Annotated in this window: 19 protein-coding genes; 8 read left to right on the forward strand and 11 right to left on the reverse strand. The window is 67.7% G+C overall.

Annotated elements, in window-relative coordinates; all coding sequences use genetic code 11:
• Positions 1-149 precede the first annotated feature (149 nt).
• Genes AC07YH_RS14805 through AC07YH_RS14820 form a run of 4 tightly spaced genes read right to left on the reverse strand, consistent with a single transcriptional unit; the run spans position 150 to position 6723 of the window.
• Positions 150-308, reverse strand: a complete 159-nt coding sequence (locus tag AC07YH_RS14805) for a hypothetical protein (RefSeq protein ID WP_494747732.1) — start codon at positions 306-308, stop codon at positions 150-152.
• A gap of 24 nt (positions 309-332) precedes the next feature.
• Entirely contained in the window at positions 333-1190 is an 858-nt protein-coding gene (locus AC07YH_RS14810; protein ID WP_494747733.1) for a hypothetical protein, read from the reverse strand.
• Positions 1187-2509 (reverse strand): CHASE2 domain-containing protein, encoded by a 1323-nt coding sequence (locus tag AC07YH_RS14815; protein ID WP_494747734.1) that lies wholly within the window; start codon positions 2507-2509, stop codon positions 1187-1189. Before AC07YH_RS14815 ends, AC07YH_RS14810 begins: the two co-directional genes overlap by 4 nt.
• Positions 2510-2568: 59 nt before the next feature.
• Entirely contained in the window at positions 2569-6723 is a 4155-nt protein-coding gene (locus tag AC07YH_RS14820) for a CHAT domain-containing protein (RefSeq protein ID WP_494747735.1), read from the reverse strand.
• A 442-nt stretch (positions 6724-7165) separates the two neighbouring features.
• Between AC07YH_RS14820 and AC07YH_RS14825 the strand changes: the two genes are divergently transcribed.
• Complete coding sequence (locus AC07YH_RS14825; protein ID WP_494747736.1) at positions 7166-7564, forward strand: hypothetical protein; 399 nt, start codon at positions 7166-7168, stop codon at positions 7562-7564.
• A gap of 10 nt (positions 7565-7574) precedes the next feature.
• On the opposite strand, the gene AC07YH_RS14830 is transcribed toward AC07YH_RS14825, so the two are convergent.
• Positions 7575-8606 carry a LacI family DNA-binding transcriptional regulator gene (locus tag AC07YH_RS14830; RefSeq protein WP_494747737.1) on the reverse strand — a complete coding sequence of 344 codons (1032 nt, stop codon included), beginning with the start codon at positions 8604-8606 and terminating at the stop codon, positions 7575-7577.
• 182 nt (positions 8607-8788) lie between these two features.
• On the opposite strand from AC07YH_RS14830, the gene AC07YH_RS14835 reads away from it, so the two are divergent.
• Both AC07YH_RS14835 and AC07YH_RS14840 read left to right on the forward strand, forming a co-directional pair.
• Positions 8789-10372 carry a rhamnogalacturonidase gene (locus tag AC07YH_RS14835; protein WP_494747738.1) on the forward strand — a complete coding sequence of 528 codons (1584 nt, stop codon included), beginning with the start codon at positions 8789-8791 and terminating at the stop codon, positions 10370-10372.
• 10 nt (positions 10373-10382) lie between these two features.
• Entirely contained in the window at positions 10383-12005 is a 1623-nt protein-coding gene (locus tag AC07YH_RS14840; RefSeq protein ID WP_494747739.1) for a glycoside hydrolase family 43 protein, read from the forward strand.
• Here AC07YH_RS14840 and AC07YH_RS14845 read toward each other — a convergent pair.
• Positions 11986-13377 (reverse strand): glycoside hydrolase family 28 protein, encoded by a 1392-nt coding sequence (locus AC07YH_RS14845; protein WP_494747740.1) that lies wholly within the window; start codon positions 13375-13377, stop codon positions 11986-11988. The genes AC07YH_RS14840 and AC07YH_RS14845 overlap by 20 nt on opposite strands.
• A 187-nt stretch (positions 13378-13564) precedes the next feature.
• On the opposite strand from AC07YH_RS14845, the gene AC07YH_RS14850 reads away from it, so the two are divergent.
• The gene (locus AC07YH_RS14850) at positions 13565-16642 is read left to right on the forward strand and encodes a TonB-dependent receptor domain-containing protein (RefSeq protein WP_494747741.1); all 3078 of its coding nucleotides are present in this window, start codon (positions 13565-13567) and stop codon (positions 16640-16642) included.
• 92 nt (positions 16643-16734) lie between these two features.
• Here the strand turns inward: AC07YH_RS14850 and AC07YH_RS14855 are convergent, their stop codons facing one another.
• The 3 genes from AC07YH_RS14855 to AC07YH_RS14865 are packed head-to-tail and all read right to left on the reverse strand — an operon-like array spanning position 16735 to position 18837.
• The gene (locus AC07YH_RS14855; protein WP_494747742.1) at positions 16735-17220 is read right to left on the reverse strand and encodes a nuclear transport factor 2 family protein; all 486 of its coding nucleotides are present in this window, start codon (positions 17218-17220) and stop codon (positions 16735-16737) included.
• Between the two features lie 49 nt (positions 17221-17269).
• A complete protein-coding gene (locus AC07YH_RS14860) occupies positions 17270-18184 on the reverse strand; it encodes a nucleoside hydrolase (RefSeq protein ID WP_494747743.1) in 915 nt (304 codons plus the stop codon).
• Positions 18181-18837 carry a phosphoribosylanthranilate isomerase gene (locus AC07YH_RS14865; protein ID WP_494747744.1) on the reverse strand — a complete coding sequence of 219 codons (657 nt, stop codon included), beginning with the start codon at positions 18835-18837 and terminating at the stop codon, positions 18181-18183. Before AC07YH_RS14865 ends, AC07YH_RS14860 begins: the two co-directional genes overlap by 4 nt.
• Positions 18838-18919: 82 nt before the next feature.
• Here AC07YH_RS14865 and AC07YH_RS14870 point away from each other — a divergent pair, with 82 nt between their 5' ends.
• A complete protein-coding gene (locus tag AC07YH_RS14870; RefSeq protein ID WP_494747745.1) occupies positions 18920-19735 on the forward strand; it encodes a carbohydrate kinase family protein in 816 nt (271 codons plus the stop codon).
• Here AC07YH_RS14870 and AC07YH_RS14875 read toward each other — a convergent pair.
• Positions 19716-20084, reverse strand: coding sequence for a VOC family protein (locus AC07YH_RS14875; protein ID WP_494747746.1), 369 nt, complete (start codon positions 20082-20084; stop codon positions 19716-19718). The genes AC07YH_RS14870 and AC07YH_RS14875 overlap by 20 nt on opposite strands.
• A gap of 76 nt (positions 20085-20160) precedes the next feature.
• On the reverse strand, positions 20161-21414 hold the full coding sequence (locus tag AC07YH_RS14880) for a NupC/NupG family nucleoside CNT transporter (RefSeq protein ID WP_494747747.1): 1254 nt from the start codon (positions 21412-21414) through the stop codon (positions 20161-20163).
• A gap of 280 nt (positions 21415-21694) precedes the next feature.
• On the opposite strand from AC07YH_RS14880, the gene AC07YH_RS14885 reads away from it, so the two are divergent.
• The 3 genes from AC07YH_RS14885 to AC07YH_RS14895 all read left to right on the forward strand — a co-directional run bounded on the left by AC07YH_RS14885 (position 21695) and on the right by AC07YH_RS14895 (position 26106).
• Complete coding sequence (locus AC07YH_RS14885; protein ID WP_494747748.1) at positions 21695-24058, forward strand: TonB-dependent receptor; 2364 nt, start codon at positions 21695-21697, stop codon at positions 24056-24058.
• 132 nt (positions 24059-24190) lie between these two features.
• Positions 24191-25192, forward strand: a complete 1002-nt coding sequence (locus AC07YH_RS14890; protein ID WP_494747749.1) for a LacI family DNA-binding transcriptional regulator — start codon at positions 24191-24193, stop codon at positions 25190-25192.
• A complete protein-coding gene (locus AC07YH_RS14895; RefSeq protein ID WP_494747750.1) occupies positions 25189-26106 on the forward strand; it encodes an esterase-like activity of phytase family protein in 918 nt (305 codons plus the stop codon). The genes AC07YH_RS14890 and AC07YH_RS14895 overlap by 4 nt, the downstream gene beginning before the upstream one ends.
• The last annotated feature ends 47 nt before the right edge of the window (positions 26107-26153 follow it).

Genomic DNA, 26153 nt, shown 5'->3' on the forward strand with positions numbered 1-26153 from the left:
TCACGCAATTGAGCGCCGACGCGGCCGTAAGGCCCCGAAAGCACGTGACCTTTCGGACCGAAAGTCGCGCAAGAGTCCCCGAAATCCCCAGGCTTCATCGCCGGTAGCGGGCCGTTTTCGGCCCTTGTCTCCGCGCGTCTGCGATCCAGTCAGGGCAAGTAGTGGAAGGCCGCGAACCCGCGACGCTGCTGCGTCCAGCAGATCGGCAGCGTCGTTTCGATCAGGGCCCGCAGCGTGATGCCCGCTGGTTGCTCGCCGGCGAGGATCGCTTTCTGAAAGTCCGGCGCCATGAAGGCCAGGAGCAGCATGTTGCACGCTCTCGCCAGCAATCGCTACCCCTCAGCGCATGGCGACGTCGCTTGCGGATCAGACCAGTACCAGAGCAATTTCGCGCGTAATTCGATATTCTCGGCGCCTTGCAGAGCCGCCAGGCCGTATCGGCTGACGTTCGTGCAGGCCATGGCCAGAAGGCGCTCATCCGGAGACCATTGCGCCCAGGCGGCCACGGGCGGTTTGTCCAGCGCCGGGACCACCGTGAACGTGGCTACGCGGCGAATTTCAACGGTTTCGATCAACAGTCGCCAGGCGCCGGGGCGAAGCGATTGATTGAGCTTAAGCAGTGTTGCGTCGGGCGGGACGGACAGCGTCAGCGTGGCGCGCCCGCGAGGATCATAGAGAACGGCCCTTCCGGCGAGGCCTGGCGGGGTAATCGGCACCCACAAAGATTTGGCAGAGCTGCTCACGATCGCCGAGCCGTCGTCGAGCCCCGCCACCGCGAAGGAGAACCTTTCCGGACGCAGTGAGCCCGTGGATACGGCCGTCTTCGCCTGCGCCTCGAAGAGGTCCGCGAAGGTCTCTCGAGTCAGCTCCGCCAGGAAGGCTAGGCGGGTAGGGACGCGATATACGGTCGGCGCTTTCACGCGTCTTGTCGCGCTCCAGTAGAGCTCGAGATCGACATCGTCCGGATCAACGAAGATCATGTCGTCGACGCAGATAGGCGCACGCGCTTTGAGCGTGATCGAATTCCCGTCCCGACCGACTGAAACGGATCGCCCCGCCGGTCCGGCGAGATCGCCAGCCTGCGCCTTGCCGGCCGGGCAGGCCGCGTACGCCCCGCCCGCCGCGAACGCACTCAGTACAATCGACAAAACAATCCGATACAGATGATGTCTCATGCTCAGGGACTTCACGCTTTCTCTCCTGCCAGGTCCACCAGCACGCCAACGATCGTGACGGTCAGCAAGACCAGCGACATCTGGGGCCAAGCATTCAGCGGCGCATGTCGCGCGGCCAAGGCGAGCGTTCTGAGGGAGATCATCGCCACGATGGAGCCCGTGACGGTCGAACTCGTCAAAGCCAGCATTAGGGTGGCCGAAGGCCATCGCGCGGTCGATGCCGATCCGGCGCGGGAGAGTGATCGTCGACTCAAGACCCAGTCGCGCACGCCGGCGCAGATCGCGAAAATGATGCTGGCGGCCAAGCTCAGGACCGGCGTCAGCAGTGGACCGAGCCAAGGCGGCCAGGGGCGTAGCGCGGCGTAGCGGGTCATCGTGTCTATATGCGCCGCGACGAGCACCGGACCCGGCGCGGCGTCGGCCCAGTAGGTCTTGAAACGATCTGGGGAGCGCCGAGTGTTCTGGCCCAGAATGACAACTCTTCCCGCCATATCTCTAAGGGTCATCAACTTGTCCGTGGACAGAGCCGACAGGCTGATCAGCCGAAGACCTCCCGGTTCTCCCTCGCGCAGGCCTTTCGCATAGACGATCGGCTGGGGCGGTCGAGGCGTCGACTCCTGGCCGCTGCAGGCTCTGTTCAGTTCGTCGCCGAACCTTGCATAGAAGTCGCCGACGGTCCGTGACGACGGGTTGGGGGGAGTTCGCCAGAGCCAGATGGCCAATTCGCCGACGGACGCCACGCCGAGCGGCATGGTTTGACGCTGGGCGCATCCGTAGCGATGAAACTGCTGAACCACGCCGTCCACGCTGGGCACGGGAAGCGAGCAGACCCATGCGATCCGGGAAGGTCCGTGAGACGTGGGGGCGACGGCGTCGTCGTAGGGCGTTGGTCGCCATTTTCGGTTGGGGTGTTCGCCCCCGAAGTAGTTGACCGGCTCTCCACAATCCTCCGACCGAATAAGCAGGAGGGGAGGAGCTTTCTTGTCGGCGTTCCAGCGGTCGAGCGCCGTGTTGAGCGCGCTTTCACCCTGTTCCGGGGTTGCCGGCGAGACATCTATGTCCAGGATGACCGCGCGAGGGCTGGGCGAGGCGGTCCGAAGACTGTCGAGCGTGTTGGCGATCAGGATTCGATCGAAGGCTTGCACGGGCGGGCTTCGATCGGCCTTGTTCTCCACCGTGCTTTCCCAGTGATCCTGGTCGGCCACGACCACAGTCAAAGGGATGAGCGGACGGGCCGAGCTCTGCTTGGCGGCTTCCTCGAAGAGTTCCGCGGCGTTGGCTCGAACCACGGCCTTGGCGATCGCGGGCAACAGAGAGAAGTTGTCCAGGATCATCGCCCCCCAGCACAGGACGGTCGCCACGCCCGCTACGAGCAGACAGCGCGTGGGACTCATCATGTTGAGGTTCGAGGGCGCTCGGGCGTTTGGGCGGGGAGATATGCGCCTTCTCCCACGATCTCGAATTGACCCCAATAGGCCGGGGAAGACAGGCCCGGTTGCGATCTCAGGCGGACAAGACTGATCCGCAACGCCGAAGACGCTCCGCGTCGGGTCGACAGCTCTTCCACGACCATCGGCGTGAACTGCGCGGCGGCGCGATCGGCGACAGGGAGATGCGCGCCGATGACGCTCTGAGCGCCCCCTACCAGGAAAGCTCGCGTCAGCCCGCCCAACGGCCCCAGCTCACTGTCGGGCGCCGCGGATGTCGCGCAAGCCGCGAGAACCACGACGCGCGCCTTGATTTGCAAGGCCGCCGCCTCGTCAGGGCTGAGCAAGGCGTCGGCGCAGCCTTGGTCTTGGAAAAGCGCCAAGGCTTGGGTCAGGGGGCGGCCGCATAGAGCGCCGTCATGCGGCGTGACGCCGTGGGTGTAGAAAAGCGCGACATCGAAGGCCTGGCCCTTGAGCGAGTTCAAGCGACTCTTGGTGGCGTTCTTGTCTCGCAGCACGATCGATGACGTCGGAACCTCGCGCGCGACCGCATCGAAGGCTTCGTGCGCGCCAGGCGTCGGCGCAAGCAGCGGATTGTCGGCGCCCAGCGACCTGGCGCCCGACTGACCGAATGCGATGTCGCCGACCGCCAGCAGACGCTGCCGATAGGTGACGTTAGGCGCGCGCCTGAGGCTCAGGAATGTCTCGAGCGAGGGGACGACCATCACTTCGCGGTCCAAGCCCAGCCAGCCCGTATCGCCGAGGCCACTGACCGGCAGGGCGGTGAGCGAAAAATCGTTCAGGCCCTGGGGCGGCGTCCAGACCAGGCGTGTGGCGGACTTGAGATAGGGCTGGGCCGGAGCGCCGATCACGGCCCAGAGCGCTGCGGCGTTGTCGCGGTCGAAAGTGCGCGGCGCTCCACCCGTCTTCGTGAGCGTGAGATCGCGCTTGTAGCCATCGACCAGCCGTCTCACTTGCGAATAGGAGATAGGAGCGATCGTCATCCGCGGCGTGCGCCCGGGAGCCAGCGCCATCATGACCACCCGGTCGTCGATGACGAAGCCGGTCAGCAGGACCTCATCGGGCGTCAAGGTCTGGGTCACGGTGCGATAGGTCACAAGCGGCGGGGCGATCCCGTTCGCGCGCAAAGAAGCCTGATAGGTGTCCCAAGTCTTCGCCTCGGCGTCGCGCAGGCTATCCTGCTCGTCCTGCGAAGCGAGTGAGAAGGCGGTTGTCGCGCCGATCAGGTTCAGGGCGGCCTTGGCGTTCGCGATTGAGCCGAAGCGTATGGCCTCCAGGCGTTGCGAAGCCCCGGCCCAGTCGAAATAGGCCTTACGCGCCGAGGGCGGCAACTGACCGGCTTGGAGGCGAGCGGTGAAGTCGGCGCCTGTGACGTTGCGGTTGGCGGCGTCCATCGCATTGAGCAGCAGGTCGAGATCGGCGTCGGCCGGCTTGGCGGCGCGGAACAGGCGCGAGGTCGTCAGCCAGGCCTGAATGGTCCAGGCCGAACGATCTTGCCGCCAGGCCCGCATCTGTATGTTCAAGGCGGGGCGTGGGATCGCGAACGGCGACCGCTTGGCCTCGACCCAGAACTTCGCGACCGTTTCGGCCTCCTCGGGACGATCGAACTGGATCAGCCAGCTGATCAGCGCCCGGTAGAAGCTTTCCGGAGCGACTGCGCCATAGGATTTTCGTGTTTCGACCGACGCCGTGCTCCACCAATGCACCGCCGCCGCGCAGATGTCGCCCACCATGGCCGTCTCTTGGGGGCGGTTGGCGGTCTTGAGCGCGGTCAGATGGGTCGAGGTGATCGTCAGGCCTCGCTCGAACAAAGGATCGACGCCGCCGAAGAGGTTGGCGAGATTGGTCGCGGTCTGGCGTTTGAAAGGCTTGAGCGTCGCGGGATCGAGCCCGTTGCGCATTAATTCCAGCCAGTTGGTGTCCTTGTTCCGGGCGGCTAAAAGCGTGAACAGTTCGCTCACTAATTTTGAGCGCGCGTTCGTCATTTCCGGGCTTGGCGAGGTTTCGCCCCAAAGGAAGTCGCCGCCGAGCGAGGCCGTCGCCTCCTGGAGCTTCAATCCAAGCCGTTCCTCATCGCTGCTGGGGGGCGGATTCGCCTCCGTCGGAGCCTCGTCGAATTCCCCTTCGGAGAAGGCTTCGCTCATGCTGTTGAACTTGGCGTATATCGTGACGCCCATGGCGGCGGCCAGGTCGCGGGCGGCATCCGCGTAGCCCTCGTCGATGGCGCGCGCTGACGTCAGCGTCGTCCCGGCGCGTAGTCCGGCTCGCAGGATGTCGTCGGTCTGCGGCGAAGATGGCGCCGTGGCCAGATAGACGGCCGTTCTCTGGGCGGCGATAGCGGCGGCGCGGCGGGCGCCGACCATGTCGTTATTGGCGATCGCCGCCTTGACGACCAGGCCATCCGCGAAGCCGGTTAACAGCGGATAGACAGTGTCATAGGACTTCATCAGCTCCGGGAGCTGCTGCTCGAAATCCTCCCGTCGGTAATCGTCCGCCCCCAGTAGTTGATCTCGGGCCACCTTCATGAGACGGGTCTTGAACGGCTTTTCGGTCCGTGCGAGCCAGTCACGAAGCTCGACCGTGTCCCTCTCGCTCTTAGGGCTTGGCTCGCGCAGTGTGTCCGCCACGACCGGGCGAAGCTTCTGGACCAGGCCGGCGACATAGGGACCCAGCGCGCGTAGAGCCTTCCGGTTTTGCTTGGCGCTAGGGCTGTCCTTGTCCTCGCCGATCGCGGCCTTCTCGAGCCCGTTGGCCACCTCCGTCAGGACTTGATCGCTAAGCAACGCCTCAAGCACATCGGCGATCTTGGGGAGATCGCCGTTGCCATACGCGGCCGCGAAACCGCCGAGGCTCCAGGCAAGCCAGTCGCTCGCGTCGTCGTCGTCGAGGGCGTTGAGGCCCGATTTCGGCGAGAACGCCGCTCTGAGATCTCCGCCTTCGATCATGAGGCGGACCGCCTGGGCGGCCGTTCGCGCATCGACCTGATCCAGCGCCGTGCGAAACGTCTTCATTCCGGCCGTGGCGTCCCAGGCGGCGAACGCCTTGCCGCTCTCTATGAGGCAACCGGTCATGGCCGAGGGGCGCGCCGCGGCATCGCGCGCCGCGCCCAGCGAGACGGTCTTGCCGGAGTCCAGATCGGATACGGCGACGACCAGGGTGATCGTCGAATTGACGATAGCGCCGATGCTGGTAGCGCCCTCGCTAGGGGTCGATGTCGGCATGGTGACCTGCGCGAGGCTCATCGGGGCGCCGCCCGGAAGGGAGCCGATCACCAGCGGTACTATGTTTTCGATATAGAAGGTCCCGCGTCGACGCGCGGCTTCGGCCTCCGTGTTGAAATCCGTCGCATTCCTTCTGGCTTTCAGGATCTGGTTCTCGCCGCCCCAGATGTTGTCGACCTCAAGGGCGCGCGCCTGTCGTTCGTAGTATTCGGAGAGTCGGTAGGACACGCTCTGGATGGAACGATTGAGCGGTCGAGCCCGCTCCGGGTGAGCATGAGCGATGCTCAGGAACTGACGATCGACGACAGCGGCTTCATCCGCCTCGGAATTGCTTCGAAGCGCGTCGGAATAGACCAGCAGGATCGGCAGCAGGCGTGGGCTGCTATCGCCCCATCGGCCCCGCATCTCGTTCAGGAGAAGGCGAAGACGGCCCACGGTGTCGGTATTCGCCCCGGCCGCCATCTCGATGCGGGCCTGCACGAGAGGAATGACCTCGAAGGACGCATGGTCCGCCGGTAGCTGGATCCGCGCGATGTCGACGCCCGGGGGCAGGTAGTCCTCGACATCGACCTCGATATCTTCGGAGTGGTCGTCCTGGGTTAGGCCAACGTCCTTGGCGGTCTTGGTCGCCGCCCTCAACACGTCCGCGCTAGCGACGAGACCCCGCGCCACGTAGGCGCGCTTCTGGTCCGCATGGGATAGAGATCGCAGCTGGGGATTGCTGCTGAGGAAGCTCGCGAAGCTCGGACTGGCGAAGATGGCGTCGCCGCACGCCACTTCCGGGCTGGCGACGGTCACCCCGGCGGGCGCCGGTTCCGAAGGCCCCAGAAACGTCAGGACAAGAAGCGCAGCCGCGCTCTTACGCCAGAACTGCCACATCTCCGCCCCCCGCAGAAACTAGACCGCTACTAAAGCTGATGTTCGCGACAGACGGGTGTCAAGTTATTGAATCTGTCATGGGTTGTTTTGTGGCGTGATACCGAGAAGCCAGGCGCCGCAACGGTCGCGCGGACGGTCCCATCAAGTGGGCTGCCAATTTAACCGCCAAAAGTGCGCGAAGGCGGATGTCGACCGCTGCCCAGGCAAGCTCTGCCTTGGCTCAGGCCTTTGAGCCCGGGCCAGTATTTGGGAGATGGGGTCGCAGGTGGCTCGGCCTGTCAGGTCGAAGCCAAGAACGTCTGTCGCTGGCCGCTAGCGTCCAGGAAGACGGCTTCTTGAGCCGCCGCCACAGAAAAGCAGCACGTAGCGCAACTATTTCACTTTTGAGGCGTAGCTCTTGTGGCTGCCGGAAACGCTGACGCGACCGGTCTGGAGGGGCGGAATGATGCGGGCGATCGAAATCGGCCCAACACACCGGGTGGGCGCGGACGCCAAGGCAAGGCTGGTGGGGGTTCTCCGCTATGCGGCCCTGGTGCTTGTTCTGGTCGCCAGCGTGGTCGGCGCCGTCCTGCTGTCACCGGTTCTCCTCGTCGAAACCCTCAAGGGCAGGTTGTCTCGCCGCCAGGCGCGGGAAAGCGACTTGGACGCTTCAGCGCTGGCCAGCTGGGCGACGATGCCGCTGCGCGCCGTGGCCCTGATGATCATTGCGTCGGTGATGGGACTTGCCCTTGCCGTGATGACGCCGTTGCTGGGCGTGCACATGATCAAGAACAGTCTGATCCGCAGCGCCGAGAAAAGACGCGAGCGCGGCGCGGGCTGCCCGACCCCGGTCCATTCCTAGCCTCGCCACCTCATGCCGGCGCCGTCGAGCGTCGGACGATCAGGCTGGCCTCGACCACCTGGAAGGGCAGGCTTGGCTGCTGCTGGCTGATCATCGCCAGAAGTTGCTCGGTGGCGGTCTTGGCCATGTCGCGCAGCGGGCGGCGGATCGTCGTCAGGGCGGGCGAGATCATCGAGGCCAGGTCGGCGTCGTCGAAGCCGGCGACGGACAGCGCGTCCGGCATCGCGATGCCCGCCTCCCGCGCCGCCTTGACCACGGCCGCGGCCATCGTGTCGTTGCACGCGAAGATCGCCGTCGGCCGCCGCTCCAGGGCCAGTAGCGACGCCGCCGCCGCCATGCCGCTGTCGAAGCCGTAGTCGCCCGGACGCAGCTCCAGCTCGATCGGCAGGCCCGAGGCCTCCAGGGCCGACAGGAAGCCCGCCTTGCGCTCCTGCGCCGAGCGGAAACGCGGCGGGCCTTCGATCATGGCGATGCGCCGGTGGCCAAGGTCCAGCAGATGGCGGGCCAGCTCCGCCGTCGCGGCGCGCTCGCGGGTGACCAGCATGCTGGGATAGGGGTCCACGGCGATCGAGGCGATGCCGACCGAAGGTACGCCCAACGCTGTCAGTCGCGTGGGGATGGCCGCGATCTCCGAGGTTGGCGGCAGCACGATCAGGCCGTCGACCCGCGAGCGCAGCACGAACTTCTCGATGTCGTGGGCGATGTCCGGATCGCCGAAGCGCACCGGATGGACGACCAGCTCATAGCCGTGCTGGGAGCAGACCTCGACGATGCCGCGCTGCAGGGCGCCGATGACATGGGCGTTGGGATCGTCCTGCACGACCGCGATCAGGTAGGAGCGGCCCGAGGCCAGGGCCCGCGCCCGCGAGCTGGGACTGTAGCCCATCGCCTTGATGATCGCCTCGACGGCCTGGCGGGTCTCTTCGCCGACCTTCGGGGACTTGTTGAGCACGCGCGAGACGGTCCGGATCGAGACGCCGGCGGCCTTGGCCACGTCGTCGATGGTCACCGCCATGCTCGCGGCCGGATCGCTCTGGATCATGTTTTGGCGCCTTCCCCACGGCTGTCCGGCGGTGCGTTCCCCGCGCCTCGCCAGCGCTGGCACGATAGGGCGCCAACGCTGGCATTGTCGATGCTACCGGTAACAAAAGGCGTTGACTCCATCGCGGGCGGCTTGTTTGTCTCCCCCTCCAGACCCGACGAAACGGGCAATGGGAGGGCGCGATGAGCATGGATCGACGAGGGCTGATGCTGGGTGGCCTGCTGACGGGCGCCGCCTTGACGCCGCCGTCCATGGCCAATGCCGCGACGCCGGTCGGGACCGCCAAGGGCCCCACGCCCTTCGCCTTCAGCGTCCGTGATTTCGGCGCGGTCGGCGACGGCGCGAAGATCGACTCGCCGGCCATCAACAAGGCCATCGACCACGTGGCGTCGCTGGGCGGCGGCGTGGTCTATTTCCCGCCCGGGACCTATGCCTGCTACACGCTGCGCCTGAAGAGCAACATCACCCTGCATCTGGGCGAAGGCGCGGTGATCCTGGCCGCCGCGCCCAATGGCGTGGCTCCGAACGGCTATGACGACCCGGGCCCCGGCGCCGGCAACGCCTATCAGGACTATGGCCACAGCCACTGGAACAATAGCCTGATCTTCGGCGAGGGCCTGCACGACGTCTCGATCACCGGCACGGGCCTGATCTGGGGCAAGAACCTGACGCGCGGCAACCGTTTCCCCGGCGATGCGCCGGACATCTCCGGCCCCGGCGTCGGCGACAAGGCCATCGCGCTGAAGAACTGCCGCAACGTCCTGCTGCGCGACTTCAAGATCCTGCAGGGCGGCTGGTTCGCGCTGCTGGCCACCGGCGTCGACAACATGACGATCGACAATCTGATCGTCGACACCAACCGCGATGGGCTGGACATCGACTGCTGCCGAAATGTCCGCGTCACCAACTGCACGATCAACTCGCCCTGGGACGACGGCATCTGCCCCAAGAGCTCTTTCGCGCTCGGTTATGCCCGCCCGACCGAGAACCTGACGATCTCGGACTGCTTCGTGACCGGCAACTACGAGATGGGCTCGGTCATCGACGGGACCTGGAAGAAGATGCCGGCGGGCTTCCACGGCTATGGCCGCATCAAGCTGGGCACGGAGTCCAACGGCGGCTTCAAGAACGTCACCATCACCAACTGCGTGTTCGACCACTGCTACGGCATCGCGCTGGAGACGATGGACGGGGCGCTGACCGAAGATATCGCCATCAGCAACATCACAATGCGCGGCACCGGCTTCCCGCCGCTGTTCCTGCGCCTGGGCAGCCGGATGCGCGGGCCGGAGGGCGTGCCGGTCGGCAAGCTGCGCCGCATCACCATCCAGAACATCGTCAGCCATGGCGCTACGCCGCAGCCGTCGATCATCGCCGGCGTGGCCGGCCACCCGGTCGAGGACGTCAAGATCAGCGACGTCTATTTCCACTCGCTGGGCGGGGGCACGGCGGAGCTCGCCAAGCGCCGACCACCCGAGGCCGACAAGGCCTATCCCGACCCGGACATGTTCGGCGACCTGCCGGCCAGCGGCTTCTTCATCCGCCACGCCCGCAACATCGAGATGAGCAACGTCGAGATCGCCGTCGAGGCGGCCGACGCGCGTCCGGCCTTCTGGCTGAACGACGTCGAGGAGATCGACCTCTTCCGCCTGCGGCTGCCCAAGGGGCCGAGCTTCCTGCTCGACAACGTCACGGGCTTCCGGTCGTTCGGCAGCCGCTGGCTGCCCGATCGCCGGATCGACGAGACCACCACCCAATCGTTCTAAGGACCTCGTCATGCGCGTGATGGGACTTGTGGCGGCGGGCGTCCTGGCCCTGGCCGGACCGGCGCTGGCCGCGCCGAAGTCGCCGGCGGCCGTCTATCGTAATCCGGTGCTGCCGGCCGACTATTCCGACCCGGACGTCATTCGGGTCGGCGACACCTACTACCTGGTGGCGTCCAGCTTCCACTTCTCGCCCGGCGTGCCGATCCTGACGTCCAAGGACCTGGTCCACTGGACGATCGCCGGTCACGTGTTGCCCAAGCTGCCGTTCGCGCCGGAATACGACCTGCCCGGACCCGTGCCGACCGACGATACGGGCAAGCGCACGCCGCGCGACCAGCGCACGTCCGGCCAGCGCTATGCCGGCGGCGTGTGGGCGCCGTCGATCCGCCATCACGACGGCAAGTTCTACGTCTATTTCGCCACCCCCTATGAGGGGATCTTCATGTCGACCGCGACCAAGGTCGACGGGCCATGGACCGCCCCCGTGGCGGTGATCGCCGGCCCGAACTTCGAGGACCCGTGCCCCTTCTGGGATGACGACGGCCAGGCCTATCTGGTCCACGGCAAGGTCGGCGCCGGGCCGCTGGTGCTGCACCGCATGGCCCCGGACGGCAAGTCGGTGCTGGACGAGGGCAAGGTCATCATCGAGGACGCCAAGGCCCTGCCGGTGCTGGAAGGACCCAAGCTCTACAAGCGCAACGGCTGGTACTACATCTTCGCGCCGATCGGCGGGGTCGACACCGGGCCGCAGGCGGTGATGCGCTCGCGGTCGATCTGGGGGCCCTACGAGCATCGCGAGGTGCTGGTCCCGGGCAACGGCCTCAAGGGCCCGCACCAGGGCGGCTGGATCGAGACGCCGTCCGGCCAGGGCTGGTTCGTCCACTTCAACGGCGAAGGCGCCTATGGCCGCATCGTCCACCTGCAGCCGGTGACCTGGAAGGACGACTGGCCGTTCATGGGCGAGCCGATCCCCGGCGCGGGCTCGGACGCGCAAGGCGGCCAGCCGGTCCTGACGCACGCCATGCCCGATGTCGGCGGACGTTTCCTGGCCGTCTCGCCCCAGACCTCCGATGGCTTCTCGGGCGCCAAGCTGGGGCCGCAGTGGGAGTGGAACCACAATCCCGACGACAGCCGCTGGAGCCTGTCGGCGCGTCCCGGCTTCCTGCGCCTGACGGGCGGGCCGGCGGTCAACCTGGTCAGCGCCCGCAACACCCTGACCCAGTCCTTGCAGAGCCGGGGCTCGGTCATCACCGCCCGTCTCGACGCCAAGGGCCTGGTCGAGGGGCAGCGGGCGGGCCTGGCCATGTTCGGCGCGGGCATCGGCGCGATCGGTGTGTTCAAGAAGGACGGCCAGAGCCGGATCGTCTTCTCGCTCCGAGGCATCGACACCCTGGGTCCGGCGCTGCCGGCTGGCGTGGTTGACCTGCGCGTGGCCGTCGCCGACCAGGCGGCGAACTACAGCTACAGCCGCGACGGCGGGAAGACCTTCGTCGACATGGGCGGCGGGGTCCTGCCGCGCTTTTCCTGGTGGAAGGGCGCGCGGCCGGCGTTGTTCAGCTATGGCGAGCCGGGGCAAGCCAAGCCCGGCGTGGCCGACTTCGACTGGGTGAACGTCAGGTCGGTGGCGCGCTGAGCTGAGCAGAGGAGGCGACCCGCCTCCCGTTGACGCTCACCCGCTCCAGTCGCAGCGCGTCGGCATGGGCGATCACGCTGGCCTTGGTCACGCCGTCGAAGCGGCAGTCGCGAAGCGCGATCTCGCCTAGCGGCGCGTTCGGCAGGCCTTGCAGGTCGGCGACCTGGGCGGCGGCGCGGGCCCGCATCCGCTCGATCCGCACCCTGCGCAGCACCGGCGTGAAGGCGCCGCGCGCGCCTTCCTCGTAGTTGAAGTCGCAGAGGATCGCCGCCCGAGACACGCGGCCGACGGTGATGTCGCGGGCGTAAATGTCCTGGATGACCCCGCCGCGCATGGCGTTGTTCTTGAAGCGCAGAGCGTACCAGAGTTGGTCGCTGTCCATGTGGCAGCGCTGGACGAAGACGTTCTCGACGCCGCCGGAAACCTCGCTGCCGATCACCACACCGCCGTGGCCGTCCTTCATCACGCAGTCCTGGATCAGGATGTTGCGGGTCGGCTTGGCCAGGCGGCGGCCGTCGGCGTTGCGGCCCGACTTGATGGCGATGCAGTCGTCGCCGCAGTCGAACGTGCAGCGCTCGATGACCATGCCGTCGACCGACTCCGGATCGCAGCCGTCGGTATTGGGGCCGTGGCCGATGAAGGTGACGTCCCGCACGGTGACATTGCGGCACAGCACCGGATGCAGCGTCCAGCACGGCGAGTCCCGCAGGGTGACGCCCTCGACCAGCACGTTCGTGCAGTTCTGGAACTGCACCATCATTGGCCGCAGATATGAGCCTTCCCCGAAGACCCGCTCCGCCACCGGGACGCCGCGCTCGGCCATGTCGAACAGGGCCTGGCGGGCAGGGCGCTGGTCGGGCAGGCTGGGGCGCCATCCGAATTGCGGGCCGCTGCTCCACGACCACCAGGCCGCGCCCTGACCGTCCAGTGTCCCGCGCCCGGTGATCGCCACGTCGCGCTCGCCGTCGGCGAAGACCAGCGGCGAGTAGTTCATCAGCTCCGCGCCCTCCCACCGCGTGGCGACGATCGGGTAGCGCTTCGGATCGGTGCTGAAGACCAGGGTCGCGCCCGCCGCCAAGTGCAGCTCGACGCAGCTGAGCAGGCGGATGGCGCCGGTCGGCCATCGGCCTGGCGGGACCAGGACACGACCGCCGCCGGCCGCCGCGCAGGCCTGGATCGCGCGGGCGATCGCGGCGCTGGCAGTGTCGATATCGCCTTCGATCGCGCCGAATGAGACGATGTCCCAAATCCGCGAAGGAAACCTCGGCGGACGGACCGAACGCCCGATCGTGGCGGCCCTCGCCCAGTCGTCCGGAGCCGCTTTTGCCAGGGCAGGGGCCACGAAAGCCGCGGTGGTGGTGGCCAGCAGCATGCGCCTGGAAGGATTCTCAACTTTCAAAAGAGCATCTCCTGGTCCCTGTTTCCTGGTTGTTTTACGCTGCTGTGCTTCAAATGCCGCACTGGTATCATTTTATGGAAGGCTATTGCATATATCGGAATATGGATTTAGCGTCTCGCCAATCGCCGCAAAATGATAGCGGTACCTTCGGGAGGGGATGATGGAAAAGAACCGCAAGCAACGTTTGTTCATGGGCTGCGAGACCGCGCTGGCCCTGGCCGCTGTCTTCCTTGTGCCAGCGCTGGCAAGCGCGCAGACGCAAGCACCGGCCCCGGCTTCGGCCCCCGTTTCGGCCGACGACCAGACCGTGACCGAAGTGGTGGTGACGGGCTCGCGTCTGTCGGCCCGTGGCTTCAAGGCCCCGACGCCCGTGACCGTGATCGGCGCGGAAGAGATCGGCCTGTCGGGCACGCAGAACGTCGAGACGCTGCTGAACGACACGCCCCAGTTCCTGGGCTCGCAGAACAATGGCCCGACGGCCAACACCGTGCCGGGCGGCACGGCGACGCTGAACCTGCGCGGCTTCGGCGCCCAGCGTAACCTGGTGCTGGTCAACGGCCGCCGCTTCACGATCACCGGCCCGGACCAGACCACCGACATCAACACGATCCCCGCCGCGCTGATCAAGCGCGTGGAGACGGTCACCGGCGGCTCGTCGGCCGTCTATGGCTCGGACGCGATCACCGGCGTCGTCAACTTCATCATGAAGGACGACTTCCAGGGCGTGGAACTGACCGGCGAGGCCCGCCAGGACACCCACACCAAGACCAAGACCTATACGGCCGACCTGACCTTCGGCACGAACTTCGCCGATGACCGCGGCAATGTCGTCGTGGCGCTGAACTACCTGGATCGCGGCGGCTACACGCGCGGCGACCGCGGCGGCTGGGCCACGCCCAGCATGGCCGACGGCTGCGTCACGGCCAGCACCTGGAGCGCCACGCGTCCGGGCACGCCGATGGCCGTTCCTGGCGGCCAGACCTGCCTGAGCGCGGGCGGTCGTCCGGGCCTGATCTTCGGCGGCAGCGGCACGATCCCCAACGGCCGCTTCGTCACCGTCGGTTCGCCGTCGAGCGCTGGCCTGACGGCTGCTCTCGCGGCGGCGGGTCTGAGCTCGATGGGCTCGCGCGGCTTCACCTTCGACGACGCGGGCAAGACCGCGCGTCCGGCCGTCACGCCGGGCGACGACTACGACCTGGGTCCGGCTGCCTATGTGGTCATCCCGCAGCGTCGCGTGATGGCCAACATGGCGGGCCACTACGAGTTCAACGCGCACATGACCGGCTATGCCGAGGCCAGCTACAGCAACAACCGCGTCACGATGCAGCTGCCGCCCAGCGGCATCGGCGGCAACTTCCTGCTGAACGTCAACAACCCCTACCTGTCGGCCCCAATGCAGGAGGTCCTGCGCCAGCTCGACCTGGCCGAGACCGGCACGATCCGCGTCACCAACGGCACCTCGTCGCTGACCACCACGGCGGGCGACGGCCTGGCCGTGCTGAACGTCAACCGCCGCCTGCCCGACGTCGGCAATCGCCTGAACACCGTCGACCGTTCGGCCTATCGCACGGCGCTCGGCGTGCGCGGCGATGTGGGCAGCGTCTCGGAAGGCTTCCTGCGGAACCTGAAGTACGACGCGTACTACAGCTACACCCGCACCACCGACACCAGCATCTCCAGCGGCGCGGCCTCGCTGAGCAAGTTCCAGGCGGGCCTGCTGTCGGCCGGCGGCGCGGCCCCGCTGCTCAACATCTTCGGCGCCAACCTGTCGCCGCAAGGCGCGGCCTCGATCGCCGTGACCTCGACCAACTACACCGAGTCCTCGCAGCAGGTGCTGGCCGCCAGCCTGGCCGGCGAGCTGTTCGACACCTGGGCCGGTCCGGCCGACTTCAGCACTGGGGTCGAGTATCGCAAGGCCTCGGCGCGCTTCGTGCCCGACAGCTTCCTGGCCTCGGGTGACGTCTCCGGCTTCAACGCCGCCCTGGCGACCAAGGGCTCGGAATCGGTCAAGGAAGTCTACGGCGAAGTCCGCGTCCCGCTGCTGAAGGACTCGCCCCTGGGCGAGCGCGCCAGCGTCAACGGCGCCTTCCGCTATTCCGACTACGACCTGGCCGGCGTCGGCGGCGTGTGGACCTATTCGGTGGGCGGCGAGTACGCGCCGGTCTCCGACATCACCGTGCGCGGCCAGTTCCAGCACGCCATCCGCGCGCCGAACGTGGGCGAGCTGTTCGGCGGCAACACCACTAGCGGCCCCTCGGCGGTCGACCCCTGCTCGAGCCGCCAGCCGACGGCCCAGCAGACGGCGGCGGTGCGGGCGATCTGCGTGGCCACCGGCGTGCCGGCGGCCTCGGTGTTCAGCCTGTCGGTGCAGCCCAACACCTTCATCAACCAGGTGTCGGGCGGCAACCCGAACGTCGGTCCCGAAGAGTCGGACACCACGACCTTCGGCATCGTGCTGCAGCCGCGCTTCGTGCCCGGCCTGGCCCTCAGCGTCGACTACTTCAAGATCAACCTGGACGGCGCCATCGCGCCCCTGGGCGGCGGCATCGCGAACACCCTGAGCCTCTGCTACAACACCATCCAGGACGCCAGCAGCGTGTTCTGTAAGGCGATCACCCGCGATCCGCTGACCGGCCAGATCACCGGTCCAGGCTATGTCACCACCACCAACGGCAACACCGGCGGCCTGAAGACCTCGGGCGTCGATTTCGACGCCAGCTACCGCTTCAACCTGGCCTGGGGTCCGTTCGGCGACAGCCGCTTCGATATCGGCACGAACTTCACCTACACCGACGAGTTCACCGCCACGCCGGTCCAGGCGCTGCCGGCGACCAAGAACTACTGCGTCGGCGCCTTCGGCCCGACCTGCGGCCAGCCGATCCCGCGCTGGAAGGGCACGTCGCGCGTGACCTGGCGCTCGGGCGCGGCCACGCTCAGCCTGCGTCATCGCTTCATCGGCGAGACGACGGTCGACACCTATCTGCTGCCCAAGCGCCTCGGCGCGGCGTTCCCCGACAAGGCGACGCTGACCAACCCGGTGATCAAGGCGCAGAGCTATTTCGACCTGACCGGCGCCTATGACATCAACAAGGACATCTCGGTGACCGCGGGCGTGCGCAACCTGTTCGACAAGAACCCGCCGATCGTCGGCTCGTCGGCGCCGTCCAACAACACGTTCTCGGCGACCTATGACGTCGAGGGCCGGGTGGTCTACGCCAGCGTGACCGCGCGCTTCTAGCTCGATCCAAGGCTTGGCGGCGGGTCCTCCCCCCGTCGCCAGGTTCGACTAGCCTCCCCTCGTGGCCGGTGCGAAAGCGCCGGCCATTTTTTCTAGGGAATGGCGGCGTGGTCGATGCTGAAGGTCCGCGCCATGCGCCACTGGCCGTCGGCGCCCAGCTTCCACAGGATCGAGAACCGCGCCTTGCCGGCCAGCCGCTCGGGGCCGTCGCCCTTGCGCTCGTAGAAGACGTGCGCGCCTTCCTCGACCGCGCCGAAGCCGGGGATGGCGTAGACCTTCATCGTGCCGGCTGTCAGCTCGCGGCGCGAGCGCCAAGCGTCCGGCGCCTTCTTGGCTTCGCAGCTCCTGGCGTAGTCGGCGATGAAGGCGTCGTGGGCCATCAGCCCGCCCTTGTCGTGATAGAACTCCATGTCGTCGGTGACCATGCTCGTCAGGGCGGCCGGGTCGCAGTCGGCGAACATCACGTCGAACAGGGCGGTGTCCCGCGCCGCGATCGCTTGGGTCAGAGCAGGCTGGGCGGGGACCTCGACGGCGGCTGGCGACAGAGCCAGGGCGGCGAGCAGGGCAAGCAACGGCATCAGCGACTCCGGTCGGAACAGGTCCGCCAGCTAAGCCGGAAGCTCGGGCCTAGGCCAAGGTCTGCTGGAAATGCCGCGCGAGTTCAGGGCCGCTGGCGTCCGTGCAGACCTGGCGAAGCAGGCCCTGCTCGGACCAGGTCGTCTGGCCCAGGCGCTCGCCGGTCAGGGTCACCGCCACCGGCGCCGAGCGCGCCGTGAACAGCTCGGGACGGGTGAGGCGTACCAGGGCGGCGACATCGTGCAGGACGCAGCCGTCCAGGCCCTCGTGACGGGCATAGGCGGCGGCGTAGCCTCGGGTGACCTCGTGGACGAAACGGCCGGTGTCGTTCGCCTCGGCCATCGCGCGGGCGGCGGCGTCGGTCAGCACGCAGGGCAGGGTCGCATCAAGCGGGACCAGGGTCAGCGGCCAGGGCGCGGCCAGGACCTCGGCGGCGGCCTCGGGGTCGTTGTGGAGGTTGGCCTCGGCGAACGGGGTGACGTTGCCGCGCGCGAAGGCGCCGCCCATGATCACGACCTCGGCGACCAGGCCGGCGATGTCCGGCGCGGCGCGCAGGGCCAGGGCCAGGTTGGTCAGCGGGCCGATCGCCACCAGGGTCACCTGGCCAGGATGGGCGCGGACCAGCTCGACGATCTTCTCATGCGCCAAGCCGGGATCGGCCCAGGGCAGGGCGGGACCGGAAAGGTCGATGTCGCCCAGGCCGTTCTCGCCGTGGACATGGACAGGGGAGGGGCCACGTGGGCGAGCCAGCGGCGCGCCGGCGCCTTGGCAGACGGGCGCGCCCAGCCCCAGCCGCGCCCGCAGCCACAGGGCGTTGCGGGTCGTGATCTCTATGTCGGCGTTGCCGAACACCGTGGTGATCGCCAGCAAGCGCAGGCCGGGATGGGCGCGCAAATAGAGCAGGGCCAGGGCGTCATCGACGCCAGGATCGGTGTCGAGGATCACCAGCCTCGGCGCGGTGGTCATCCGTAGACCGCGCGGCAGACGGCCTCGCACTTGGCCAGGTCGAAGGCCCCGTCGGTGCGTACGCCCGACTCCATGTCGATCCAGTAGAGCGCGCCGTCGGGCGCGGCGATGCGGGTCAGGATGTCGGTGACCGTGCCGGGACCGATGCCGCCGGAATAGCCGCAGAACGGCCCCTCGGCCGGCGGCGGCGCGGGCCAGCGATCGGGCCGCGCGCCGGTGCCGAACGAGACGTCGTACAGCCAATCGACGCCGGTCTGGCTGACCGGGAAGGCGGCCGAGCACTGCAGCACCGCCCGCACGCCCAGGCGGCGGCCATAGTCGCGGGCGGCGGCGGCCTGGGCCGGGGTGCTGCCCTTGAAGCTGTGATTGACCTGCACGCGCTGGATACCGGTCGGCGGCGGAGGGGCGGTCAGGGGGCCGGCCACGATCGCCTTGGCCGCGTCGCCGCAGACATGGGCCGCCCAGCGCAGGTCGCGTTCGGCCAGCAGGGCGTCGCGGATCTCGGCGGGCGGGAAGAGGGCGCTGTCCCCCTCCTGGGCCGGATCGACCAGCACGCCCCATTCGATCGGATAGCGGGCCGACAACGCCTTGAGCCCCGGCAGCAGCTCGAGGCGATCGACGCCGGTGAACGCGATGAAACTGGGCGGCTGCATGACGGTGTCCGAAGGTCAGAATGTCCTTGCAAACTACCCAGTGAAACGTTTCAGTCAAGCCGCTGAAACGAGAGGATGGTCGATGGTGCGGGTGGCGGTCGCGGGCTTCGCGACGATCGACTACGTGGTCCGGGTCGAGGGCGACTTCACCGGCCAAGGCACGCGGCTGATGCGCGAAGCCGCCTGGCCGCGCGCCGGCGGCGCGGCGCTCTACGCCAGCGCGGCCTTGGTGAAAGCGGGCGTGGCCGCCGCGCCGCTGACCTGGATCGGCGACGACGCCGACGGCGCGACCTACCAGGCGGCCTGCATGTCGCTGGACGGCGTCGCGATGACGCCTGGCGCGCCGTCGACGCGGTGCCTGCTGATTTACAACGCCGACGGAAGTTACGGCTGCCTGCTGCGGCCGGGGCCCGCGGTGCTGACCGAGGCCCAGTTGCGTCTCGCCGTCGACGCCGAATGGCTGGTGATCGCCGCCGGCCCACCGGAGATCACCGCCCCTCTGCTCGACCTCGAAGGCCCCCGCCTGGCCTGGATCGCCAAGGACGACCCGGGGTGCTTCCCGCCGGAGCTGGTGGCGCGGCTGACGGCGCGGGCCGAGGTCATCTTCTGCAACGCCGGCGAACGCGCTTGGCTGGAAGCGGGGCGGACCGCGCCCAAGCCACCCGGCCAAATCCTGTTCGAGACCCGCGGCGCCGCCGGCGTCCACGTCGAGGCGGCCGGTGAGGTCTTCGACTTGCCGGTCACGCCCTTGGACGCCGACGACGCCACCGGCGCTGGCGACACCTTCGCCGGCGCGGCTTTGGCGGCGTTGATCACCGGCGCTCCGCCGCGCGTGGCGGCGGAGGCTGGGGTCGCGGCGGCGGGCGCGCTGCTGGCGGCTAGGCCGTCCTGTACTTGAAGAGCCCCAGGCTGTTGCCCTCGGTGTCCTTGGCGTAGAAGAACGACCCCACCGGGATGTCGATGACGTCCGACACGACCTCGCCGCCGCCTTTGCGGACCCGGTCCATGGCGTCGTCCAGCGTATCGTTCACGGCGAAGTGGGTGGTCGCGCCGGCGCCGTTCGTCGCCGGTTGTCCGGGATAGATGTGGCCCGGCGCATGCCCGCCTTCGGCGTGCGGCAGCATCCAGATCGGGTTGGGGCCGCCGTCGGCTCGGGTCACCTCGCCCTGCAGCAGGGTCTCGTAGAATCGGCAGGCGCGCTCGGGATCCGAGGCCGGGATTTCGGTGAAGACGATTTGCGCGGTCATGGCTTGTTCCCTCTCCAGGTTGAACACGCCATTCCTTCCACACCGCTCCTGACAGCCTTCTGGCAGGAGTGATGGCCTAACCCCCGATCACCCCCATGATGGTCGCCGTCAGGCAGGTGGTCAGGAACGCCGCCGCCAGGGCCTTGAAGCCGAGTTCGACGACCTCGCCAACCTTCTCCGGGGCCATGGACGACAGGCTGCCGATCAGGATCGCGACGCTGCCGACATTGCCGAAGCTGCCCAGGGCGTAGGTCAGGATCAGCAGGCTCTTGTCGCTGAGCGCGCCGGGCGGCAGGGCCATCATGTCGCTGTAGGCCACCACCTCGTTGGCGGCGACCTTGGTCCCGAGGATCGCGCCGACGTGTTGCAGGTCGGAGAGCGGCGCGCCGGTCAGCCAAACGATCGGGGTCAGCAGCCAGCCCAGGGCACCGCCCAGCGTCAGGGGCGCGCCGGCGTGCGGAAGCGCCGCGAGGCCCATGTTGATCAGAGCGATCAGGCCGACGAAGACGATCAGCAGGCCGGCGATGTTCAGCACCATCTTCACCGCGTCCAGCGTGCCGAAAGTCAGGGCTTCCAGGCTGCTGCGATAGGGGCTGGTGAGCACGATGGGCTCATGCGCCGTGCTGGTCTCACCGGGGATGATCAACCTCGCCATGCCGATGGCCATCGGGGTGCTGATCATCGAGGCGATCAGCAGGTGGCTGAAGGCGTTGGGCACCTTGGCGGCGATCAGCGAGCCCAGGACGATCATCATCGAGCCGCCGATCACCGACAGGCCGTCGACCATGATGATGAAGATCTCGGCGCGGGTCAGGCGCGGCAGGAACGGCTTGATCAGCAGCGGCGCCTCGACCATGCCGAGGAACACGCAGGCCGAGGTCGAGACCCCGACCGGGCCGCTGACCCCGAACAGCTTGCCGAACGCCCAGGCCGCCGCGCGGACGATGACGATCAGCACCTTCCAGTGCCACAGCAGGGCGGACAGCGCCCCGACCAGCAGGATGGCCGGCAGGGCCTGGAAGGCGAAGATGAAGGCGGCGCTGGGGTCGGCCATGCTGAACGGCGCGCGACCGCCGCCCAGATAGCCGAACATGAAGCTGGACCCAGCCTTCGATGCCGCCTGCAAGGCGTCGACCGCGTGGGTGGCGGCGGCGAAGCCGGCGGTGATGGCCGGAACCTTGGTCAGCAGCAGGGCCAGCGCGACCTGGCAGGCCAGGCCCACCAGCACCGGCCGCCAGGGCAGGGCGCGCCTGTTCTCCGACAGCATCCAGCCGATGCCGAGGAAGACGACGACGCCCAGCAAGGCGCGCGCGGTTTCGTTGTCCGGCATGTCCCCTCCGACGACGCTCGGGAGAAGCTTATAGAGTGAAACGTTTCAAGGAAATAGCACGCAATCGCTGGTAAGCGGGTGCTTGGCATTTCGTCCGTATGGCGCGCAAGCTGGACCCGGACATCTGGAAAATGCCTGATAATGCAAAGCACGCCTTCGGATTGGGCGCCGAACGATCCTCCGCTCCCTGTGATGAAAATGTCATTGAACTCGAATATGAAACGTTTCACTAAATCGTACCGACACCGCCGAGAGCGGGTCGCCTGAAGGGGGCTTGAGTATGAAGACGTCCATCTGGCTGGCTTCGAGCGCGCTGTGCCTGGTCATGGCCGCGCCCGCCATGGCCCAACAAGCCGCGCCGCCCGCCGCTCCGACCGAAACGGTCGACGAGGTGGTGGTCACCGCCGAACGCTTCGGCTCGGGCCTGGCTCGCGCCACGTTCACCATCGGCGCCGAGGACATCCAGGAGCGTCCGCTGGGCGCCGAGATCACCCAGGCCCTGGTCAAGGTGCCGGGCGTGCAGGTCTCGACCGGTGATGCCCGTGGCGGCAGCTTCTCGTTCGAGATCTACATGCGCGGCCTCAGCGACGAGCAGGTCGGCCTGACCCTGGACGGCATCCCCACCGGTGACAGCCGCTTCAACGGCGGCTCGCCGCCGCAACGCTTCATCGAGAGCAGCAATATCGGCAAGATCACCGTGTCGCAGAGCGCCGGCGACATCGGCGCGCCGTCGCGCTTCGCCCTGGGCGGCTTCATCGATTTCGTCACCGACGCCCCGCGCCAGGACTTCGGCGCCACGGTCGAGGCCGGCGTCGGCTCGTTCGACTTCCGCCGCATCTACGCCCGCGTCGACAGCGGCGAGATCGCGCCGGGCCTGTCGGGCTATTTCACCTACTCGCACCAGGAGAACGACGTCTGGGCCGGCCGCGCCAGCCGGGGCAGCGAGCGCGATCACTATGAGCTGAAGGTCGTGAAGGCCTTCGACAACGGCTCGTTCGTCAAGGCCCGCGTCTCGTACAACGACCAGACCGACAACGACTTCAACATCGTCACCAAGGGCGAGTTCGAGGCCGCGCCGCGCAGCGACCGCGCGCTGGACGCCATCACCGGCATCCCGGCCAAGGACATCGACTTCGGCGGGGCCCTGGGCGGCTGGCGCAAGGACTGGCTGGCCTATGCCAACAGCCACTTCGTGCTGAGCGACGCGATCAGCTTCGACGTCAATCCGTACTACCAGAACCTCAAGGGCGAATCCTTCCGCTATCAGGACCGCCAGCGCGTTCTGACCGGCGGCGATCCGCGCGCCGTGACCGGCTACAACGCCAATGGCGGCGCGGTGCGTCCGACGCTCACGACGATCCGCAACAGCAACGTCGTCGGCGGTCCGGCCGACATGCGCGTCACGCCCCGCGACCGTGATCGCTATGGCGTCACCGGCGAGCTGAAAGCCAAGTTCGGAGTGCACAACCTGCGCTTCGGCGGCTGGTGGGAAGGCGGCGACTCCACGGAGAAGCGCAACTTCTTCCCGATCATCAACTCGGCCCAGAGCATCGCCTATGACCGCTCCAAGCTGAACTATGTCGAGTACGAGCGCAGCGCCTCGGTCGAGACGACCATGCTCTACGCCCAGGACGAGCTGCGCGCCTTCGACGACAAGCTGAAAGTGGACCTCGGCGTCACCTGGTACGACGTCAAATACGACGCCAAGTCGCCGCTGGAATACAAGGCCAACGTCAAGTTCTCGCAGCACTCGGACCTCAATCCGAAGCTCGGCGCGACCTATCAGCTGGCCGACGCCTGGGAGCTGTTCGGCGGCTACGCCAAGAACTTCGCCGGCATCCCGGAAGACGCCTTCCTGGGCTCGACGGCGGTGATCAACCCGAAGGACCTGACCCCGGTCTCGACCGAGAACGTGGATCTTGGCCTGCGCTACGTGAAGCCGAACATGGCCTTCTCGATCCAGGCCTATGACGTCGACCTGAAGAACAATGTCGGCATCGTGCCGCGGGACCCAACCGCGACCCTGGACCCGCAGGAAGTCGTGCGCGGCAACGTCGCCACCAAGGCCGTCAACATCGCGGGCGTCAAGACCAAGGGCGTCGAGCTGACCGGCTACTACAACTTCGGCGTCGTCGATCTCTACGGCTCGTACTCGCACCAGGACGCCAAGCACGACAACCCTGCCGTGGGCAGCGACGCCCGCAAGGCCCTGGCCGCCGTCGCGATCATCGGCGGGGCCGGCGTGCGCGATATCCCCAAGGACAGCGTCTATGGCCAGGTCGGCTGGAAGCCGCTGGCGGGCCTGAAGATCGACGCCAACGCCCGCTATGTCGGCAAGCGCGTCGGCGGCCACATCGTCGCCCCGACCACCTTCCAGGAACTGGGCGTCGAGATGCTGGACGCCTACACCCTGGTCGGGCTGACGGCGACCTATGACCTGAAGCGTGCAGGCGTCCCGGACCTGCGCTTCCAGTTCAACGTCGATAACCTGTTCGACAAAGAATACATCGGCGCGGTCAGCGGCTCGACGGCCACCCAGCCGGAGTTCGGCTACACCGCCGCGACCCCGAACGCCAAGACCCTGGACCGCTACTTCGTCGGCGCGCCGCGCACCTACACCTTCTCGGTCAAGGCGCGGTTCTAGGGACCAGTTCGGGGGCGTCTTCTCCCCTTGTTAGGCGCTTCCGGAAGGGGCGGGTCGTTGCGATCCGCCCCGATCCTTGACGCTGCCCATGAAAGGTTTCACGTCCTGGCTATCTCCCGACGGAATCCCCGCATGGCCAAGAGCGAAGACCCACCCCGCAGGGCGACCCTCAAGGAGGTGGCCAAGGCCGCCGGCGTGTCGCTGGCCAGCGCGTCCTACGCGATCAATGGCGCGGGCTCGGTGGGCGAGGCGACGCGCGAGCACATCCTGAAGGTCGCCGCCGAGCTGGGCTATCGGCCCAACCAGAGCGCCAAGGCGATGAAGACCGGCAAGACCGGGGCCATCGGCCTGATCCTGCCGGACCTGACCAACCCGTTCTTCCCCAGCCTGGCTCAGGTGGTGATCCAGGCCGCGCGGGCCCATGGCTACAGCGTCTTTCTCACGGATACCGAAGGCTCGGCCGAGGCCGAGGAGCGGGCGGTGAACCTGCTGGTCGATCACGGCGTCGACGGGGTGATCTGGTTCCCGATCGCCGACGACGGTCCGGTCGGCAAGCTGATCGAGGGCGTGCCGACCGTGGTGCTGGATCGAAATCTGCCCGGCTACGACGTCATCCAGGCCGACTATGCCGATGGCGGGCGCCTGGCGGCCGAGCATCTGCTGGCGGCGGGCCATGTGAACATCGGGGTGATCTCCGGTCCCCACGCCGCCTCCAGCGCTCGCCAGCGGGCCGAGGCGGCGATCGCCACGGTGCGCGAGCGGGGCAACCTCGTCTGGCACGTCCACAACGCCTATTCGCTGGACCTGGAGCCCGAGGTCGCCAAGGCGCTGGAGAGCCGCACCGCTACGGCGGTGATCACCGGCGCCGACCTGATCGCCATCGGGGCCATGCGCCATATCCGCGAGATGGGCCTGTCGGTGCCCGACGACGTCTCGGTGGTCGGCTTCGACGACATCCCCTGGGCCCAGCTGCACACGCCGGCCCTGACCACGATCGACATGCCGGTCGAGGACATGGCCGCCGCCGCCGTCGAGGCCCTGATCCGCCGGATGGGCGCCCGGGGCGAGCCGCGCCGCCGGGTGGTGTTCAATGTCGAGCTGATCTCGCGCGACAGCGTGCGCGTCCTGAAGTGAGCCTGCTCGGTCTCGCCCTGGCGCTGAAGCTGCTGGCGAGCTTCGAGGTCCCGCAGGGGACGATGGTTGATGGGACGCCTTTCGGCGGCGTCTCCGGCCTCGACTACGACCGGCGCAGCGGCGAGTGGCTGATGATCTCCGACGACCGCTCGGACAAGGCGGGGTTCTTCGTCGGGCGGTTGGACGACAAGGGTCTGAAGCTGACGCACCACGTTCGGCTGAGGCCCGAGCAGGGCGAACGTCCGGACGCCGAGGCGCTGCGGATCGATCCGCTGAACGGCGACCTCGTCTGGTCGACCGAGGGCGACGCCCCGCGCGGCTTTGATCCGGCCTTGCGCCGCATGGGTCGCGACGGCGCGGCGAAGGGGACGATCCCGACGCCGTTCAGCTTCAAGGACGGCGCGCGCCCGAACCTGACCCTGGAAGGCCTGAGCTTCTCACCGGATGGCCGCTGGCTGTGGGTCTCGATGGAGGCGCCGTTGGTCCAGGACGGCCCGGTCAGCACCGTCGCGACCGGCGGCGTCACGCGGATCGCCAAGCTGGATCGCCAGGGCAAGGTCGTCGCGCAATACGCCTACCGCCTCGACCCCATCCAGGCCGCGCCGGCGAGGCGCGGCGACAACGGGATCAGCGAAATCCTGACGCTGGACGCCCACCGCCTGCTGGTGCTGGAGCGCTCCGGCGTCGAGGACGCGGGCGGGCGCTTTTCCTACCACTGCCGGCTCTATGTCGTGGACACCCGCGAGGCCGTGCTGACCAAGCAGCTGGTGGTGAACTTCGATCGCCTGGGCGTCCCGCCCGCCAACCTGGAAGCCATGGCGTGGGGACCCGGCCGCCGGACCCTGGTACTGATGTCCGACGACAATTTCGACCCGGCCGCGCCGACCCGCGTCGTCGTGCTGGGTGTGCGCTGAATTCTCCAGCAAGAGCGTTCAAAAACCGCGTCGCCGCAACTGGTGGG

It is taken from the genome of Caulobacter sp. GW456-12-1-14-TSB4, from assembly GCF_059424195.1.